The 19,289-nt window shown below is 66.0% G+C and carries 13 protein-coding genes; 11 read left to right on the forward strand and 2 right to left on the reverse strand.

All coding sequences use genetic code 11. From position 1 onward, the window contains the following. Window positions 1-34 precede the first annotated feature (34 nt). Both HWX62_RS05060 and HWX62_RS05065 read right to left on the reverse strand, forming a co-directional pair. A complete protein-coding gene (locus HWX62_RS05060; protein ID WP_175930254.1) occupies window positions 35-3,490 on the reverse strand; it encodes a GLUG motif-containing protein in 3,456 nt (1,151 codons plus the stop codon). A 176-nt stretch (window positions 3,491-3,666) separates the two neighbouring features. Continuing rightward, a complete protein-coding gene (locus HWX62_RS05065) occupies window positions 3,667-5,328 on the reverse strand; it encodes a ShlB/FhaC/HecB family hemolysin secretion/activation protein (protein ID WP_175930253.1) in 1,662 nt (553 codons plus the stop codon). Between the two features lie 1,049 nt (window positions 5,329-6,377). Between HWX62_RS05065 and HWX62_RS05070 the strand changes: the two genes are divergently transcribed. From HWX62_RS05070 to HWX62_RS05120, 11 genes are all read left to right on the forward strand, one after another. Further along, window positions 6,378-7,706 carry an undecaprenyl-phosphate glucose phosphotransferase gene (locus HWX62_RS05070; protein ID WP_244135969.1) on the forward strand — a complete coding sequence of 443 codons (1,329 nt, stop codon included), beginning with the start codon at window positions 6,378-6,380 and terminating at the stop codon, window positions 7,704-7,706. 95 nt (window positions 7,707-7,801) lie between these two features. Next, complete coding sequence (locus tag HWX62_RS05075; protein WP_175930432.1) at window positions 7,802-8,974, forward strand: polysaccharide biosynthesis/export family protein; 1,173 nt, start codon at window positions 7,802-7,804, stop codon at window positions 8,972-8,974. Next, complete coding sequence (locus HWX62_RS05080; protein ID WP_175930251.1) at window positions 8,971-9,462, forward strand: low molecular weight protein-tyrosine-phosphatase; 492 nt, start codon at window positions 8,971-8,973, stop codon at window positions 9,460-9,462. Before HWX62_RS05075 ends, HWX62_RS05080 begins: the two co-directional genes overlap by 4 nt. A gap of 7 nt (window positions 9,463-9,469) precedes the next feature. After that, a complete protein-coding gene (locus tag HWX62_RS05085) occupies window positions 9,470-11,722 on the forward strand; it encodes a polysaccharide biosynthesis tyrosine autokinase (protein WP_175930250.1) in 2,253 nt (750 codons plus the stop codon). A 19-nt stretch (window positions 11,723-11,741) separates the two neighbouring features. Next, entirely contained in the window at window positions 11,742-12,920 is a 1,179-nt protein-coding gene (wecB, locus tag HWX62_RS05090; protein WP_175930249.1) for a UDP-N-acetylglucosamine 2-epimerase (non-hydrolyzing), read from the forward strand. A 28-nt stretch (window positions 12,921-12,948) separates the two neighbouring features. Next, window positions 12,949-14,193 (forward strand): UDP-N-acetyl-D-mannosamine dehydrogenase, encoded by a 1,245-nt coding sequence (gene wecC, locus HWX62_RS05095; protein WP_175930248.1) that lies wholly within the window; start codon window positions 12,949-12,951, stop codon window positions 14,191-14,193. Window positions 14,194-14,212: 19 nt separating this feature from the next. After that, window positions 14,213-15,481 (forward strand): hypothetical protein, encoded by a 1,269-nt coding sequence (locus HWX62_RS05100; RefSeq protein WP_175930247.1) that lies wholly within the window; start codon window positions 14,213-14,215, stop codon window positions 15,479-15,481. 23 nt (window positions 15,482-15,504) lie between these two features. Further along, complete coding sequence (locus HWX62_RS05105) at window positions 15,505-16,725, forward strand: hypothetical protein (protein ID WP_175930246.1); 1,221 nt, start codon at window positions 15,505-15,507, stop codon at window positions 16,723-16,725. Further along, window positions 16,722-17,738, forward strand: coding sequence for a glycosyltransferase family 4 protein (locus tag HWX62_RS05110; RefSeq protein ID WP_175985099.1), 1,017 nt, complete (start codon window positions 16,722-16,724; stop codon window positions 17,736-17,738). The genes HWX62_RS05105 and HWX62_RS05110 overlap by 4 nt, the downstream gene beginning before the upstream one ends. Further along, a complete protein-coding gene (locus HWX62_RS05115; RefSeq protein WP_175930244.1) occupies window positions 17,735-18,499 on the forward strand; it encodes a WecB/TagA/CpsF family glycosyltransferase in 765 nt (254 codons plus the stop codon). The genes HWX62_RS05110 and HWX62_RS05115 overlap by 4 nt, the downstream gene beginning before the upstream one ends. Next, window positions 18,489-19,259 (forward strand): heparin lyase I family protein, encoded by a 771-nt coding sequence (locus HWX62_RS05120; protein ID WP_175985100.1) that lies wholly within the window; start codon window positions 18,489-18,491, stop codon window positions 19,257-19,259. Before HWX62_RS05115 ends, HWX62_RS05120 begins: the two co-directional genes overlap by 11 nt. The last annotated feature ends 30 nt before the right edge of the window (window positions 19,260-19,289 follow it).

A 19,289-nucleotide genomic window follows, 5' to 3' on the forward strand; every position in this document is an offset into this window, starting at 1 on the left:
GAAGGTTGACGCCGGCGATCGCATCGAATCACGCTCACGGGCGTACGGCGCCAATATTGAGACCGACGAGCGAACCGCGGGTCTGGCTGTACCCGTTCTTGGGGTCAACGCGGCTGGTGGTAGACGAGCCGTAGACGGTGCCGAAATTGGCGCCGACGAGGCCGCCCAGGAACGCATATCGCCCGCCGGAAACCGTGCCGCTCGACGAGGAATTCCGGATGACGCCGCCACCGTAGCCGACGAGACCGCCGACGAAGCTGTCGTCGCCGCCCTTGACGGAGCCCGTCGCGCTCGACTTCTCGATCGTGCCCGCGAGTCGGCCGACCAGCCCGCCGACGTTGGCATTCGCACCCGCCTCGACGTTGCCCGAAGCCGTCGATTGAGACACGCTGCCGCCTTCGCTATGGCCGATCAGACCGCCGGCACTCGCGTTATCGAGCGCCTTGACCGACCCGCTGGCGTGGCCGTCGGAGACGGTTCCTTGAAAATTCCGGCCGACCAGGCCGCCAACGTCGGCGGAATAGCCTGCGGACGCGTTGCCGCCTGCTTTCACCGACTTCAGCGTGCCGATGTTCAGGCCGGTGAAGCCGCCCACGGTGCCCGCGTAACGGCCGGTGACATTACCGGCCGCGCTCGACGTGTCGATGGTGGCGACGTTGAAGCCCGCGAAGCCGCCGGTGTTGCCGTTGTCGCTCGCGATCACGTCGCCGGTTGCATCGGAAGTACTGATGCGGCCGGACGCATTGGCGCCGACGAAGCCGCCCGTGTTGCCGCTTGCGCCGCCCAGAACCGTGCCGCTTGCCTTCGAGGTATCGACGATCCCGTTGTTCTGGCCCGCGAAGCCGCCGACCGTCGACTGGAATCCGCCCTTCACCTGGCCGAGCGCGTTCGACGCATGGATACGCCCCGCTTTATCGTTACGGCCGACCAGACCACCCGCCGTGCCGACGTTGCCGACGGCGACATTGCCGCTGGCGACCGACTCGTCGATATCGCCCGAGTTGGTACCGGCGAGTCCGCCGACCGCCCAGCTTCCGTTGCCCGCCGTCACGTTGCCGGTGGCTTTCGACGCGCCGAGGTGGCCGTGGTTCGCGCCGACGAGACCGCCGACGGTGCCGCTGCCGTTGATCGTCACGTCGCCGTTGGCCGTGGACGATCCGATGTTGCCGAAGTTGATGCCGGCGAGGCCGCCCGCGGTGCTGCTGCTACTGACCGCGACCTTGCCGTTGGCGTGCGAGGCCGAGATGGCGCCGAAGTTCATGCCGGCGATGCCGCCTGCGACAGCGTTCTGGCCCGCCGCCACGGTTGCCGTTGCGGACGACGACGCGTTCTTGATCACGCCTTCCTCAAAGTTCATCCCGACGAGGCCACCGATCATTGCCGAGTCGCCCGTTGCCGTCACGGCGCCCGTGCTCGACGATCCGTCGATCGTGCCCGTGTTGCGGCCGACCAGCCCGCCGGTGGTAGCCGCGCCTGCGACCTTGACATTCACATCGGCGTGGCTGTCGCGGATCGTTGCGGTGATCCAGTCGGTCAACTTACCGTTCACCACGTCCTTTCTGGAAAAATTCTCCCCGACGAGGCCGCCGACGGCGAGCGCGTCGCGTTCGCCTTCGACACGACCGGAAACCGATGCATGTTCGATCGTGCCGCCATAGTTGCCGCCGACGAGGCCGCCGACGATCGTGCCGGCCTTGCCGGTGACCGCGACGTCCTTGGCCGTGACGTTGGAGATCGTGCCGAAGTTGTAGCCGGCCAGCGCCCCGACCGAAACCGGAGAGCCGTACGGGCGGATTGCCGCGGTCGCCGTGACGTTCGACAGGTTGAGGTTCGAGATGGAACCGTGGTTGGCCGTGAACAGGCCGACTGCGTATTGGCCCGGATTGGAGACGTTCAGGCGGCTGATCGTATTGCCCAGGCCGTCGAACTTGCCGAAGAACGGCATGTCGCCGCCGATGCCGCGGAAGCTCGCGTTCGCGCCGTCGATGGCGTTGCCGACGACGTAGCGGCCGTTCAGGTTGGCGTCGACGTTACGCAGGTCGGCGACCGTATGCAGCACCTTGTAGCCTTCACCGTTCGAACTGAACGACGCGTTGCTGCCGGACAGCGTGACGACGGCCTTGTCGTTGGTCAGGTCGTGGCCATTCTTCGCGTTCAGTTCGAGGTGTGCGTTCCGGCCGGTCAGCTTGATTGCGTCGTTGATGCGGATCTTGTCGGCTGCGTTGGCTGCCACGCTGGCGTTCGTGCCCGTTGCCGACAGCGCCTGCCGCAGATCGACGCTGCCTTTCTGCGCGGTCAGCGTCAGTGCGTTGTCGCTGTTCCACGTGAGCGGGCCGTCGACGCTCAGGTCGCCTTGCGTATTGGTCAGTGCGACGTTGGTGGTGCCGAGGTTGCGCGACAGCGTGTCCGCCGCGATCGAGCGATCACCGCCGTTCGTGCCGTTCACGCCCGCGTTGGCCGCTTCGATCGACCACGTGCCGGCGGTGTTGCCTGCACGCGTGTCGACGTTCGTATCGGCGGCGACGTTCACGCGCTGGCCGCGCGTGACAACCGAACCGGTCTGCGCGCCACTGGCGTCGAGCGTGCCACCGACGTTGACGGTGTCGCCGTCGAGCGTGATCTTGCCGCCGCGGCTCGCAAGCCCCTTCGCCTCGATCGTGCCGCTGTTGTTGACCACGGCGTTGAGCAGGTTGCCTGCCGCGCGTGCGGTCATCAGCACTTCGCCGCCGTCGGCCTTGAGCAGGCCGCCGTTGGTGGCCTGCGCATCGACCGCGCCGCCCTCGACCTGCAGGCTGAGCAGGTCGTTGCCGTCGAAGTTGACCTTGAACGCATTGCCGGCGCCGAGCGCGACGCGGCCCATCTTCGCCTGAATCACGCCATTGTTCGACACGCGTGCGCCGAGCAGCGCGACGCTGCCGCCGTCGGCCGCGGTGATCTTGCCGTCGTTGACGATGGACGCGGCGGAGTTACCGGCAAAGCGATAGTTGCCGGCGAGGAAGTCGGCGTCGGAAATCGCTTGAGTCGACGCGACGAGACCACCGACGTTGACCTGCGCGCCGGAGCCGAACACCATGCCGTTCGGGTTGACGAGGAAGACCTTGCCGTTGGCGTCGATGCTGCCGTGGATCTGGCTGCCGTTGTTGCCGATCACGCGGTTCAGCGCGATGGACTGGCTGCCGGGCTGGCGGAAGGCGACACGCTCGCCGCCGGCGACGTCGAAGGACTGCCAGTTGGTGACGAGCTTGTCGGAATGCTGGTTGATGGACATCGACTTGCCGTCGGCGTCGCGCACGATGTCGGCCTTGCCGGCGGTGATGGCTTCGCCGGTGGGCAATGCGAAAGCGGGCAGGGCGGCGAGGCCGAGCAGGGAGACGGCAGCGGCGGCGAGGCGCTTGCCGCCGGCGGACTTGCCGTGCCGGCGCGCGGTTTCCCCGACGGCGTTCCAGCAACCCTGGGCCTGGTTCCACACGAGTGCGTAGGTCTTGTTCATGAAATTGTTATCCCTCTAGATAAGGACAAGACAATCGCTTCATATTAGTACGTATACCTAATGAAGCGAAGAAGGCGGAAGCGCGGTACGTCGACGCTTCCCGTGACGCGGACGGCGAGGCCGCCTGCGATACATGCGGCCCGACTCGATCGGCCGGGCCGTCAATCGTGCACCGCTCAGAAATACTGGGCGGCCTGCAGCCAGACGCTCGGCGAACGCGTGGCGGATGCAACCGGATCGGCGCGGCCGAGCGGCAGCGCGGCGGCCACGGTGACCTGGCGGCCCGAGCCGAACCAGCTCGCGCCGACCCCGATCGCGGACAACTGCACGGTGTTGCGCTCGCGCGACCACGGCTGCTTGCTGAGTTGAACGCGGCCGGTGTCGACGAACGTACTGACCTGCCAGCCCGGGCTGGCGAGGTAGCGCAACTCCGCGCTCGCTTGCCAGCCCTGGTCGCCGTTGCCTGCGCCGAGCGCGTATGCCCGCACGCCATACGGGCCGCCGAGATTGAATTTTTCGGAAGAGTCGAGATTGCGCGACGCCAGTTGCGCGTTGAATTGCGTATAGAGCTGCAGCCGCGAGCCGAGCGCCTGCAGTCGCAACGCGCTGACGTTGAGCTTGGTGAAGCGGCCTTGCGCATGCGTCAGATCGTTCATGTCGAGCGCATCGTTGCCGCGCAAGCGGCCGGTGCCGACCGCGATCGAGAAGCCGTTTCGGCCGCCGCCGCCGAAGGTGTCGTCGCTGTTGCCGCTCAGGCCAAGGGTCAGCAGGTCGACGGCCTTGTCGTTGGTGATGTCGAAGATGCCGTACGTGTCGCGCAGGTGCTTGTTCTCGTACGTGACCTGCGCATTGAGCGTGGCACGACGACTGCGCACCAGCGGCTGCGTGACGAATACCGAACGGACGTCGGCGCTGCCGTGATAGCCGAGATCTTTCAGGCGGCCGCCGATCCGGTAGTTCATGTCGGAGTAGGCCACGCCGACGCGGGTCGATGCGGGGCCGACCGGCAGTTGATAGGCGGCGCGGTAGTAGCGTTGATGCGCATCGCTGGTGAGGCCGCGCAACGAAAAGCGATCGCCGACACGCAGCGGCGCGTTGACGTCGACGCTGCCGGTCGCACGATAGCGGCCGGTCAAGGCGTCGCCGTAGTTGTCGAGTTCGACGGAACCGGTGGCGAACGGGCCACGTTCGGCGTCGATCACGAGATCGGTCGTGCCGGGCTCGGCGCCCGGGCGCAGCGTGCCCTTCGCCGTGACACCGGGCATCTCGTCGAGCAGCATGAGCGTGCGCTCGAGCGACCCGCCATGCGCGACCATGCCCGGCTGCAGCGCGCCGATCTGTTGACGCAGCACGCCATCCAGCACGCGCGAGTGGTTCTGCACGTCGATCTTTCCGTATCGACCTTCGACGACCGCGATGCGAACGATGCCGTCGTCGATGTCCTGGCGGGGCAGATAGGCGCGCGCGAGGACGTAACCGTGGTCGCGATAGTACTGCGTGATGCGGCTCGTGGCCTGTTGGAGTTCCGCGAAGCTCAGATCGCGACCGGTGAACTCGGCGAGCAATGCGTCGAGTTCACCGGTCGGCACCGTCGTGTTGCCTTCGACGACGAACGCGCGTACGGCCACGCGCGGGCCCGCGTCTTCGCTCGGCGCGGACTGCGGCTCGGTGGGCGCCATGTCGATGTCGGGATGCGTCGCGGCCGGCAGCGACGGCCGGACGGCCTCGATGTCGCGGATCGATTGCCCGGCGCTCGGTACGGGAACTTGTGCGTGTGCGACACCGGCTGCCAGCAGCGTGGCCGCGACGCACCCGGCCCGTCGTGTAGCTGCATCCATCGTTCGCCGCGCGGACGGTGCATCGTACGGGCCCGGCAACGGTCTCGCGGAAAGCGTGGTCGATATATGGGCGACCCGATGTGCGCGAATGAGACGGTTGATTCGAATAGTCCACCCCGGATAAATAATATGGACTCTTTTAGGCTCGCTTGCCGGTCCATTCAGAAGTCGAGGATGTTACGGAAAGGTTCCGTGCGTAGATATTGAATGAGTACGAGGGGGCGATTTCACTCGATAATTTTTGTCTGATTTTTATGTGCGTGTGCGTCAGTGCATATTTCTCCCATGCAGGCGTGCCGTGGCGATCGCCCGACTTCGCATGCCAGGAGGCCGTCGCGGCGCGTGGCGCCCGCGACGATCACCGGATCGACAATGAATCGATTGCCGATCGGATCGGTTCGATACCGTACTCGTCGTGATCGTGCGCGTTGTTTGGGATCATGCAAAGATGTCGGCGACACAGGCGACGATTTGCCTGGTTGCATCAATCCTGCGTCGTCGTGGCAAGCGAACTTTAAAGAGATATATGAAAGCATCGCTAATCATTGTCACGACGTGGATTGGACAGGATGTGATCGGTAAGTAGATTGACCTGTGTTGCGTATTGGGTGCCAAATGTAATGAATCGTCAAATAGTACGAATTCTATTTGAATGGCAATTTGTTTCGGACGCGTCCTATTTAAATGGTTGTTTTGAGGTGGCAGTATCCACATCTGCATCGCGTCAATTTCAGATGAATCCGCGATGAACGGGGCGCGACGGTCTTTGGAAGGTCATCGGATCGCGTCATTTAAACCCGATATTTAACAGTTCACGACGCTGATCGAAGATCAGGTTAATTCCGTCATGTTCTGTATTGCTAAATAATAGGATAAGGCCGGAGTCGATTCGGACCGGTGTGAGCGGGTGGCGTGAACGCACGCTGCCGGTTCGCCGCGATTCGCTTGCGACGAACGGCCGACCACGTGTCATGCGATTTTTCGACCATGCAAGTTACGCGCCCGTCGGTCGCCGGAGGGTTTCCTGGTTTCGGCTGGCGGACGCTGGCGTGCTTGTCGTGACCGCGTGGGCGGCCAGGAACGGGTTCGGCGATTCGTCGTCCATCCGCTCCGATTCCGTACTGATCGCCATCGCGATCACGTGTGCACTGGTGCTGCTTCCGTTGATCGGCCTGTATGGCGATCCCGAGCGCCGCCTGTCGTGGCGCCGGCTCTGGCTCGCGCCGGCGGGCGTGGCCGTTGCCCTGTGCGTGGGCGCGATTTCCGTCACGGCGCTCGACTGGCAATCCGGCACGGAGCTTGGTTGGGTGTTCGGTTGGTTCGTGTTGTCGGCGGCTGCGCTGAATGCGTCGCAGGCCGTGCGGCACTGGTTCGGCGTGCGCGCCGCGGCGTGGAGCACGCGACGCAAGCCGATCGCGCTCGTCGGGCATCGCGAGCATTGTCTGACGCTCGCGGGCCGCGACGCTCGCGAGGCGGCGGCCCCGTTTCCAGTGGCGGCGATCTTCGATCTGTCCGACACACCGGCAGCCGCGGTGAACGATGTGGAGGTGCATCGCGATCTCGGTGCGTTCGTCGACTGCGTGCGCCGCGCGTACGTCGGGGAAATCTGGATCGTGCTGCCGCTGTCGGAGGCCGATCGCATCGGCGCGATCGTTCGTGCGTTCGACATGGATCTCGTGGATATCCGGTTCATGCCGGATCTCGCGGATCTCACGCCGCTCCATCCGCGCCGCGCGATTCGCGGCCGCGCGCTCGATCTCGTGGCAGCGCCGCTGTCCGCGCGGGCGCTCGTGGGCAAGGCCGTGTTCGACCGCGTGTTCGCGGGGCTGGCGCTGATCGCGCTCGCGCCGCTGATGGGCGCGATCGCGATCGCGGTGAAGTGTTCGTCGCCGGGGCCGGTGCTGTTCCGGCAGCAGCGCAGGGGCGCATACGGGCGGATTTTCACGATCTACAAGTTCAGGACGATGCGGCAGCACGACACCGACGTGCCGGGCGAAGTGCGTCAGGCGACGCGCGGCGATCCGCGCATCACGCGCGTCGGCGCGCTGCTGCGGCGAACGAGCCTCGACGAGTTGCCGCAGTTCCTGAACGTACTGAAAGGCGACATGTCGGTGGTCGGGCCGCGCCCGCACGCGGTGGAGCACGACCGCTTCTACCAGCATCGGGTCGACGGCTATATCCAGCGCTACCGGATCAAGCCGGGCATTACCGGGTGGGCGCAGGTCAACGGGCATCGCGGCGAGACGGATCGCATCGAGAAGATGCAGCAGCGGGTCGAACACGACCTCTATTACCTGAACAACTGGTCGTTTGCGCTGGATATGCGGATCGTGGCCGCGACCGTGATGTGTGGATTCACGCATCGCAACGCTTATTGAACGACGCGTCGACGCACGCGGCTTGGAAAACACGAATGGAAACTGGAAAACGGTCCCGCTCCTGGGCGCAACGCTCGCGGACGGCGCTGACGGTCTTGCCCGTCGTGCTGTTGTCCGCTTGCGCGGTCGAGCCGGGCATGCACATGAACTTCGCGAACGAGTCGCCGCATGGCGGCGGCATCCCGACGCAGACGCTCGACGACGGCCTGACGGTATCGATGCACCGTATCGATGCGGCGTCGTTCGATCGAGCGCAGCAAGCCCCCGCTACACGTGACGCGGCATCGGTGCCGATCGGTCCGATCGACGCTGCGACGATCGCGGCGCAGCGCCGCGATGCCCGCGCACGGGAAGAGCGCACGCGTGCCGCGCTGTTTGCCGTGCCGGCGCCGTACGCGATCGACGCCGGCGACGTGTTGCAGATCACCGTGTGGGATCACCCCGAACTGGCCGCCGCGCAGGGCAATCCGGGCAGCCAGACGGTCCGTCCCGCCGATCCGCCGACGGGCTTCGTCGTCGATCAGGCCGGCAACCTTGCGTTTCCCTATGCGGGCGAACTGCATGTCGCGGGCATGAGCACGAGCGAGATCCGGGACGCGCTGCGCGCGCGGCTGTCGAAATGGTTCGTCGCGCCGCAACTGACGGTACGCGTCGCGTCGTATCGTGCCAATCGCGTCTATATCGATGGAGAAGTCCATGCGCCGGGCGCGCAACCGCTCAACGACACGCCGATGACGCTGCTCGAAGCCGTCACGCGTGCGGGCGGCTTCACGGCCGAGGCCGATCAGAGCCGCATGACGCTCGTGCGTGGCGGTATCGCCTATCCGGTCGATCTGCCCGGGTTGATTCGCGAGCGTTTCGATCCGTCGCGCATCGTGCTGCGCAGCGGCGACCTGCTGCAGGTCGGTGCGCGCGACCAGTTCGGCGTGTACGTGATGGGCGAGGTCAACCGGCCGACGACCGCGCTGCCGCAGCGCAACGGTCGGCTCACGCTGGCCGATGCGCTGTCGCAAGCCGGCAGCGTCAACCCGGGTACGTCCGATCCGAGGCAAACCTACGTGATTCGCGCCGGCGAGGGCCGGCAGGCGCAGGTATTTCATCTGGACGGGCGATCGCCGGTATCGATGGTGCTGGCCAACGAATTCGAGCTGCAGCCGCGCGACGTCGTGTACGTCGACAGCACGAAGCTCGCGCGCTTCGGCCGCGTGCTCGCGCAACTGCTGCCGGCCATCAACGCGGGCCTGACCGCCGCGATCGTCACGAAATGATGAACCGGATCCTGGTGGTGTGTACCGGCAACGTCTGCCGTAGCCCGGCCGCGCAGGCGCTGTTCTCGCGCGCGTTGCCCGGCCGCACGGTCGAGTCGGCCGGCATCGCGGCGATCGGCGGAATGCCGATCGATCCGCTGATGAACGAATTGCTGATCGCGCGCGGCCTTGCGCCGTCGCCGCACCGGGCCCGCCGGCTCGACGACCGCGTCTGCCGGTGGGCCGACCTGATTCTCGTGATGGAGGCCGCGCAGCGCCATCTGATCGAGCGGACCTACCCGATCACGCGCGGCCGCGTGTATCGCCTCACCGAGCGTTGCCGGACCGACGTTCCCGATCCGTACCGCCGAAGCCGCCATGTGTACGACTACGCGATGACGCTGATCGAGCATGGCGTCGTCGATTGGGCCGAGCGGATCGCCTGCCTCGAATCGAACCGGCCGCGACGTCGGGATGCCGGCGCAGACGCGCCGGAATACTTGAAGTGAGCCTCAGATGAACGCAACCAACCCAGGCCGATCCCTTGCACGCGATGCCGACGAGCTCGACGTGCGAGGCATCCTCGACGTGCTGATCGCGCACGCTGGCCGTATCTTCGCGGTCACGGCGGCATGTACCGCGCTCGGCGCCACGTATGCGCTGGTCGCGAAGCCGGTTTTCAAGGCCGACATCGCCGTGCAGGTGGAAAGCGGCGGCTCCGACCTGCGCAGCATGGCGGAAGGCGGGCTCGTCGGCGGCCTCGGCGCGCTGTTCGACGTGAAGTCGACCGACGACGGCGAAATGGAAATCCTGCGCTCGCGGCTCGTGACCGAACCGGTCGTCGACGCCCAGCGCCTGTACATCGACGCGCGGCCGCGCCGCGTGCCGGTGATCGGAGCCGCGATCGCGCGCTTCAATCGCGGGTTGTCGACGCCCGGCCTGTTCGGGATCGGCGGCTTCGTCTGGGGCAAGGAGCGCATCGACATCACCGCGTTCGACGTGCCGCCCGCCTTCCACGAACACCTGTTCATCGTCACGTCGCTGGGCGACGGGCGCTATCGGCTGTCCGGCAACGATCTCGATCGCGATGTGGAAGGCGGGATCGGGGAGCCGCTGCACGTGAAGACGGCCGCCGGCGACGTGACGCTGCAGGTCGCCGGCATCGAAGCCGTGGCCGGTGCGCAGTTCGTCGTGACGGCCGAGTCGAAGCAGGTCGTGCTCGTCGATCTGCAGAAGAAGCTGGTCATCGCGAACCGCGGCAAGGACCAGTCCGGCGTGATCGGCGTGTCGTACGAAAGCCGCGATCCGGTGCGCGCGGCGGCCGTGCTGAACGCGATTGCCGACAACTACGTGCGGCAGAACGCGAACCGCAAGGCGGCGACGGCCGAGAAGTCGCTGGCGTTCCTCAGCGATCAGGTGCCGACGGTGGAGCGTCAGCTGCGTACGGCGGAAGACCGTCTCAACGCATACCAGGCCCGCCATGAAATCGTCGATCTGACCGAACAGGCGAAGGCGATGCTGACGCAATCGACGACCGTGCACGCGTCGTTGTTCGAACTCGAGCAGAAGCGGCTTGCGCTGGCCTCGACGTTGACGCCGGCGCATCCGGAACTCATCGCGGTCGACCGGCAGATCGCCGCGGCCCGCGCGCAGATCGGAACGGTCAACGACGCGATCCGGCGCCTGCCCGACGCGCAGCGCAACATCGTGCGGCTGCGCCGCGACGTGACCGTGCAGACCGAAATCTACGTCGGCCTGCTGAACAGCATCCAGCAGCTTCGCGTCGCGACCGCGAGCAAGATCGGCAACGTGCGCGTGATCGATCGTGCGATCGTACCGGACGAGCCCGTGCGGCCGAAGCCGGTACTGGTCACGGCGATCGCCGCACTGGTGGGGCTCGTGCTCGGCACGTGCGGCGTCATCGGCCGCGCGGTGCTGTTCGGCGGCATCACCGATCCGGCCGAGATCGAACGCGACACGGGCCTGAACGTGATGGCGACGATTCCGTACAGCGCCGCCCAACGCCGGCTCGCGCAGCGCGCTGTCGCGGCGCAGGGCGCGGCGCCTCTCCTGTCGCTCGCGCGGCCGAACGAACCCGCGGTGGAGGCGCTGCACAGCCTGTGCACGGCACTGCGGTTTCAGTTGCTCGACTGGCCCGAAGGCAACCGCGTGCTGATCACCGGGCCGTCCGCGGGCGTCGGGAAATCCTTCGTGTCGGCCAACGTTGCCGCACTGCTCGGACAGTCGGGCCAGCGTGTGTTGCTGATCGACGGCGACTTGCGACGCGGGGAGCTGGCCAAGCGCTTCGGCGTGCGGCCGGATACCGGCCTGTCGACCGTCCTGCGCGGTGGCGCAAGCTTCGAGGACACCGTCGTGCGCGATATCGCACCGAACGTCGACCTGCTGCCTGCCGGCCCGCGTACCGACAGACCGGTCGAGCTGCTGTCGTCGGATCGACTGGCGGCATTGCTGACGCACGTCGGCCGCGACTACGGCCTCGTGCTGCTCGACGCACCGCCGCTGCTGCCCGTGACGGACGCCACGGTGCTGGCCGCGCATGCGGACACGATCCTGCTCGCCGCGCGCTCCGGCGTGACGACCGCGGGCGAGCTGCTCGAATCGGCGAAGCGCATCGAGCGCGTCGGCGCGCGTACGACGGCCGTCGTGTTCAACGGCTTCCGGCCGGGGCTGCGCTCCGCGCAGTACGGCAACTACGGCGCATACGCGTATGACGGCGCCGATTCGCACACGGCCGCGGATCGCGCGTGATCCGCCGACGGAGAATCCGATGACTCACCGCTACGAAAACATTCTCGTTACTTTCGGCACTCGTCCGGAGGCCATCAAGATGGCGCCGCTCGTCCATGCGTTGCGGGCTCGCGAAGGCGTACGCTGCGGCGTCTGCGTGACGGCCCAGCATCGCCAGATGCTGGACCAGGTGCTCGACCTGTTCGGCGTCGTGCCGGATTTCGATCTCGACCTGATGCGCGCCGGACAGACGCTCGGCAGCCTGACCGGGCACATCCTCAATGCGCTCGATCCGGTACTGGAGGCGTTCCGGCCCGATCTCGTGCTCGTGCACGGCGATACCACCACCACGCTCGGCGCGACGCTCGCGGCTTACTACCGGCGCATTCCGGTCGGGCACGTGGAAGCCGGGCTGCGTACCGGCGACCTGTATTCGCCGTGGCCGGAGGAGGCGAACCGCCGGGTGACGGGCGCACTCGCGCTGCATCACTTCGCGCCGACCGAAACGTCGCGCGCGAACCTGCTGGCCGAAGGCGTCGCGGCCAGCCGGGTCCATGTGACCGGCAACACGGTGATCGACGCGCTACTGACGATCACCCAACGCCTGACGCGCGACCGGGCACTCGTGCAGCAGATGCACGAGCGGTTCCCGTTCATCGACGATGCCCGACGCATGATTCTCGTCACCGGCCACCGTCGCGAGAACTTCGGTCGCGGCTTCGAACAGATCTGCGAGGCGATCGCGACGATCGCGAAGCGCTACCCCGAGTGCCGGATCGTCTATCCGATGCATCTGAATCCGAACGTGCGGGAACCGGTCACGCGACTGCTCGGCGACATCGACAACGTCATGCTGATCGAGCCGCAGGAGTATTTGCCGTTCGTCTATCTGATGAGCCGCGCGTGGCTCATCCTGACCGATTCCGGCGGGATCCAGGAAGAGGCGCCGTCGCTCGGCAAGCCGGTGCTCGTGATGCGCGACACCACCGAGCGGCCGGAAGCCGTCGCGGCGGGCACGGTACGGCTGGTCGGTACCGAGGTCGAGCGGCTGGTCGGCGCGGTGGTCGAGCTGTGGGAAGACGGCCGGGCCTATCGCGCGATGAGCCGCGCGCACAACCCATACGGCGACGGTCGCGCGAGCGGGCGGATCGCCGACCTGCTCGTGTCGCCGCCGACATTGACGCAGGGGCCGGCATACGCGGCCGGCTCGCTCTGTTGAATCCCCTGACGTCCGGAGAGCCTCATTCATGTCATTCGAAACCATTTCCGTCATCGGGCTGGGCTACATCGGCCTGCCTACCGCAGCGGCCTTTGCCGCACGTCGCAAAAGCGTGATCGGCGTCGACGTGTCGCAACACGCGGTCGACACGATCAATCGCGGCCAGATTCACATCGTCGAACCTGAACTCGACATGCTCGTGCATGCGGCCGTGACGCAGGGCCACCTGCGCGCGACGACGACGCCCGAGCCGGCCGATGCGTTCCTGATCGCGGTGCCGACGCCGTTTACCGACGGCAACAAGCCCGACTTGAGCTACATCGAGGCCGCTTGCCGGTCGATCGCGCCGGTGTTGAAGAAGGGCGACCTGGTCGTGCTCGAGTCGACTTCTCCGGTCGGCGCGACCGAACGGATGGCGGTGTGGCTCGCGGCGCAACGCCCGGACCTGACGTTCCCGCAGCAGGCCGGAGAGCGCTCGGACATCCGGATCGCGCATTGCCCGGAGCGCGTGCTGCCGGGCCATGTGGTGCGCGAGCTGGTGGAGAACGATCGTGTGATCGGCGGAATGACGCGCAAGTGCGGCACGCGTGCGCAGGAACTGTATGCGGTGTTCGTGCGCGGCGAGTGCATCCTGACCGATGCGCGCACGGCCGAAATGTGCAAGCTCACCGAGAATTCGTTCCGCGACGTGAACATCGCGTTCGCGAACGAACTCTCGGTGATCTGCGACCAGCTCGACATCAACGTGTGGGAACTGATCCGGCTGGCGAACCGCCACCCGCGCGTGAACGTGCTCCAGCCGGGGCCGGGTGTCGGCGGACATTGTATCGCGGTCGATCCGTGGTTCATCGTCGATTCGGCGCCGGAGCATGCGCGGCTGATCCGTACCGCGCGGCATGTGAACGACGACAAGCCGCATTTCGTGTACGAGCGCGTGCGGCATGCGGCGAGCCGGTTCCGCGAGCCGGTGATCGCGTGTCTCGGCCTCGCGTTCAAGGCCGATATCGACGATCTGCGAGAGAGCCCGGCGATGGAGATCGTCGAGGCGCTGGCCGAGCATGCCGACGCGACGCTGCTGGTCGTCGAACCGAACGTCGGCGCGTTGCCCGCGTCGCTCGAAGCGAAGGCGCGGCTGTGCGAACTCCATACCGCGCTGGCAGAAGCCGACGTGATCGTCATCCTCGTCGATCACGCGCCATTCCGTCGCATGGACCCGGTGCGGCTGCAGACCAAGGTCGTGATCGACACGCGTGGCGTGCTGGCGCAGGCGTGACGTACGGGATGCGCACGCCATGATACGGAACGCCGATATCGGAAAGCTGCTGGGCCGTCTCGAGGCGCTCGTCTGTACGGGCGCGCCCGGCCTGTATCGCGTGCTGACGTTCTGGGTCATCCAGCGGCTCTATTCGCTGGACGAACTCGGACATGCGGCGTCCAGCATGTCGGTCGCGCAGATGATCGGCTTCTTCACGGCCATCGGCTGGGCGACGCTGATTCTCGTGCGCGTGCCGGCCAGCGACGGGCGGCAGGCGGCGCGCGACACGTTCTACTCGCTGGTGTCGATGGCGGGATGGACGACAGCGGCCGCCACGCTCGCGTGCGTGCTGGTGTCCGCGAGCGGCGTCGTCGCGTTCGATGTCGGGGGCGTGGTTGCGTTGATGTGGGGCTGGACCGTGTATCAGCTCGCGCGTCATTTCTTCGTGTCGACCCGTCGCTACCGGATCACGATTGCGTTCGACTGCCTGCTGATCGCGGGTTCGTGCGCGATGCTCCAGGTCGGCGCGCGTCATGGCTATTCCGCGTCGCTGTGTCTGGCGCTCTCGCTGATCGTGGCGGCTGTCGCGATGTTCGTCGCGATCGGTGTGCCGACGCGTGGCGTGTTCTCGACGCGTCTCGACATGAAGGGGCTGCAGTTCGGGCTGACCAATTTCCTGTCCGGCGGTATCGCGCTGGTGACGGTGCCGGCGGCCAAGGCCATGTGCGGCGCGTCGTTCGCGGGGATGCTGTCGCTGTTCGTGTCGGCGACCGCGATCGGCAATCTGCTGCCGCGCGCCATCTCGATCGCGCAACTGCCCGATCTCGTGAAGCGGAAGAAGGACAAGGTGCCGCTCGATACGACGCTGGGCGCGATGCGGCGCGACATCGGTCTGTCGAATCTGGTCGTGCTGGTCGTGAATCTCGCGATGGTGGCGGGGTTGACTTATCGGGTGGGGATGGACGGTGCGGACCGGTACATCACGCTCGCGGGCGGCGTGTTGCTCGCGATTCAGTGCGCGGCCGGGGTGCTCGGTGTCGTCGGCAGCAACGTGATGATGGCGTTCGAGAAGAGTGCCGTCACCGCGCGGATCAACATCGGTACGTCGGCGCTGTTCATCGCGTTGCTCGGCGGCAGCGTCGCGATCGGCGGCGAAGCCGGCTTCTTCTGCATGCTCACGTCGGCCGTGGTTGTCACGCTGGTTCGGAACGGGATCGTGGTCTTGCATGCGCGGCGGGTGTGTTCGGCGTATGCGGAGTCAGTGCGGGCAGTCGACGTTCCGGTCGCATCGGGAGTGCGCCCATGAGCGTCGCGATTCGAGTGCCGGCAATGGCGGGTCGTCGCTCGCGGGTCGCCGACGCAGGCGCCGGACTGCTGGCGCTCGCGTATTTCGTCTTCTGCGTCAGCGATACGTTGCTCACGCTCGACGACGATCGCTCGCAGATCGTCAAGATGGGTGCGTTCGTCCTGGTGTTCGCGGCAATCCTGCTGCGTCCGCGCTTTCACCGGCTGGCCGTCGTGGCGCTTCCCGTCGCGGTGTCGCTCTGCATCGGGATGCTGCTGTCGTTCAACGTGGCGGCGGGAGTCGAGGAACTCGTCCGCTTCCTCTTTCCCGTTGCGATCACGGTGGCGATCTTCCCGTACCGTGACCGGCTCGACGTGCTGGTCAAGACGTTCATCGGCGTGGTCGTGAGCAACGATCTGTTCCAGTTGTACTTCTACGCTTCGTACGCGATCGGGCTGCCGCTGTTCATGCCGGTCCGGATCGATTCCGGGCTGTTCCTGCGCGCACAGGGATGGATGGGATTTTTCTCGGAATTCAGTTTCATCAATTTCTGCGCATTCCTGCTGTGCCGCTGGTACTGGACCGGCCGCCGTGCGGCGATGGCATCGTGGGGCTTCCTGCTCTTCGGGCTGCTCGGTTTCTCGTTCAAACTGTTTGCGGCGCTCGCGTTCTACCCGTTCGTGAGGAACGTCAGGGACGTGCGCGCGTGGCTGGCCGCGGCAGGTATGGCGGGCGCGATGCTCGTGCTGATGGCGATGGGCGTGCTCGATTCGCTGCTGAAGGTCGGCATGGCGAAGATCCTGTTCTATGTCGTCGCGGGCAATTCGGCGCGCGCCGAATCCTATCGCGTGATGTTCGAGTCGATCCGCGACGGCAATCTGCTCGGCGAGGGGTTGGGCAGCTTCGGCGGCCCGGCGTCGGTGAAATTTTCGTCGCCGCTCTACCCGCTTTATCACTTCGACTGGTACGGGCTTGGCGGGCTGCTGAAGACCACCGATACGTTCTATCCGCACCTGTTCGTCGAGATGGGCGTGTTCGGCGCGATCGCGTGGCTCGTGTTCGTGTTGGCTTACGGACAGGCGCGGCGCAAGCCGACCGTCTGGTTCTACATCGTCGGCGCGTTCTGTTTCGACAACATCTTCTCGATGGCGTTTGTGTCGCCGTCTTACGTATTTTCCGCACTGCTGGCCATGTACGCGTTCTCGTGGGGGCGGCCGGGAGCCGGCCGCGCATCTCGCCATGGCGCGGTGGAGGTTCGCTCATGAAAATTCTCGTCGTCACGAACATGTATCTCGGCAGTAACCATGCGAGCCCGTGGCAAGGCGTGTTCGTGACCGAGCAGGTCGAGGCGCTGCGGCGTTCGGATACCTGCACGGTCGACGTGCTCGTCATCGAAGGATATCGCGACAAGCGCGAATATCTGCGATCGATCGGGCGCGTCTGGAAGGCGGCGCGCGCGGGCCGATACGACATCGTGCACTACCACTTCGGCCTGAGCGCGTGCTCCGCGCCGCTGGTTCGCCTGCTTACGCGAGCGCGCGTCGTCATCACGTTCCATGGCACCGACATCCTCGGCCCGCTGTGGATGCGGGCCGTGTCGAAAACGATGGCCTGTTTCGCGCACGCGTGCATTGGCGTGAGCGCGCAGATTTCATCGCGTTTGACGCGGATGTGCCGGCGCTGCGAGACGATTCCGTGCGCGGTCGACGAGACGGTATTCGTCGAGCAGCGCGACGATGCGGGCGCTGATTCCGCGTTGCCGATCGTCGTGTTCCCGTCCTCCCCGCAGCGTCCGGAAAAGAACTATCCGCTGTTTGCGCAAGTGTTGCGGCAGTTGTCGCAGCAGCATGGCATCCGCGTGCAGGAACGGCATATCGACGGTCTGGATCGCAGCGAGGTGCGCGAGCTGCTGGCGCGTGCCGCGTGCCTGCTGATGACGTCGACTCGCGAAGGGTCGCCGCAATCGGTCAAGGAGGCGATGGCGGTCAATTTGCCGGTGGTATCGGTCGATGTCGGCAACGTGCGGCAACTGCTCGACGGCGTGTCGCCCGGCATGGTCGTGTTCGACCACGACGCGGGCTGGCTGACGAACGAGCTTGCGGATGTGTTGAAGGCCGGCACGCGATCCAACGGTCGCGAGCGGCTTGCGGCGCTCGGGTACTTCTCCGCCGATGTGTCCACGAAGTTGCAGGCGCTGTATGCATCGCTTTGCCGGCCGCCGCGATTCGCCCGCGTGGCACCGGCTACCGAAAAACAGGACAACGAGGCCATGCAATGAACCAGGCCGAATTCTTTTCATGCCCGATCCACCTGATGTCGATGAACGAGACGGTCGACTGGATCGACGCGCGGGTCGAGAAGCGGGAATTCACGCAGCACGTAGTCGTCAACGTCGCGAAGCTCGTTCACCTGCAGCGCGACGCAGCGCTCGCCGCGTCGGTTCGCGCATGCGACATCGTCAACGTCGACGGCATGGGCGTGGTCTGGGGGGCGCGGCTGCTCGGCATCCCGGTGCCGGAGCGTGTCGCGGGCGTGGATCTGTTCCATCGGCTGCTGGCACTGGCCGATGCGAAAGGGCTGCCGGTCTATCTGCTCGGCGCGACGCAGGAAGTCGTCGAACAGGTCGTCGCGGTGGCGACGGCGCGCTATCCGCGGCTGCCGATCGCGGGATATCACCACGGCTATTTCTGGGACGACGAACAGGCGGTCGTGGACGACATCCGTCGCTCGGGTGCACGAATGCTGTTCGTCGCGATCACGTCGCCGCGCAAGGAGAATTTCATCAATCGATGGAAAGCGCAGTTGGGCGTCGATTTCGTGATGGGCGTGGGCGGGACGTTCGACGTGGTGGCGGGGAAGGTGAAGCGTGCGCCGCTATGGATGCAGCGCAGCGGCCTCGAATGGGCGTTCCGCGTGATCCAGGAGCCGGGGCGGATGTGGAGGCGCTATCTGTCGACCAACAGCCGCTTCGTGGCGATGCTCGCGGGTGCGTACGTGTCTCGATTGTTTCGGCGCAAGGGAAGGGGCGATGCGCAGTAGATTCGTCGTCGCCGCATGCATGCTGGTCGTATCGGTTTGCCACGCGAGCCCGTCGGGCGGCGCGCATGAGCAAACGCGTTTCTATCGGTCGGACTGGGCGCGCGGTATCGATCCGCGGCTTCGTCTGCAGGAACCGGCGCCGTACAACGTCACGACCGGCGAATTGCCGGGGATTCGCGGCACGCTGCTGAAGGTATCGATGAACCGCTCGCAGGATTTCAGCGAGGTGGCGAGCGGAACGCCGCGTTCGGAGGTCAGTTTTTTCCCGGTGTTTCGCTTCGTGAACGGCCTCTACTACGAAGTGCGCTGGTCGACCGTGATTCCCGCCGACTACCGGTTCGATTCCAGACAGCCGGAACTCGTTGCCCAGTTGCATCAGGGCGGCAACGACGGGTCGCCGCCGTTCGCGTTGCTGCTGAACAACGGGAAATATGAAGTCGACGTACGCGGCGCGCCGGGCACGCCGGGCCAGTCGTTCGCGTTCGGCGACCCGTCGGCGGACCGCGGACGACCGGTCTCGTGGGTGCTGCGGTATCGGCCCGACGATCGCGGCGTCGATGCGCTGACCGATGTTTTCCGGAACGGGGAGCGCGTCGTGCATGTGACGGGCGTACCGAACGCGTTCCCGAACGACCAACGGGCCTACTTCAAGCTTGGCCTCTACAAATGGTGGTGGAAGACCCGGCCGTCCGATGTGACCGAGCGGACAATGTATTACGGCGACATCGAAATGAAGGTATTGCCCCAGTCGGCCGAGTGAGGCGCGTGGCGCCGGGCGCATGTCGCGCAT

Source organism: Burkholderia sp. BCC0506, from assembly GCF_902833145.1.
Lineage (GTDB): Bacteria > Pseudomonadota > Gammaproteobacteria > Burkholderiales > Burkholderiaceae > Burkholderia.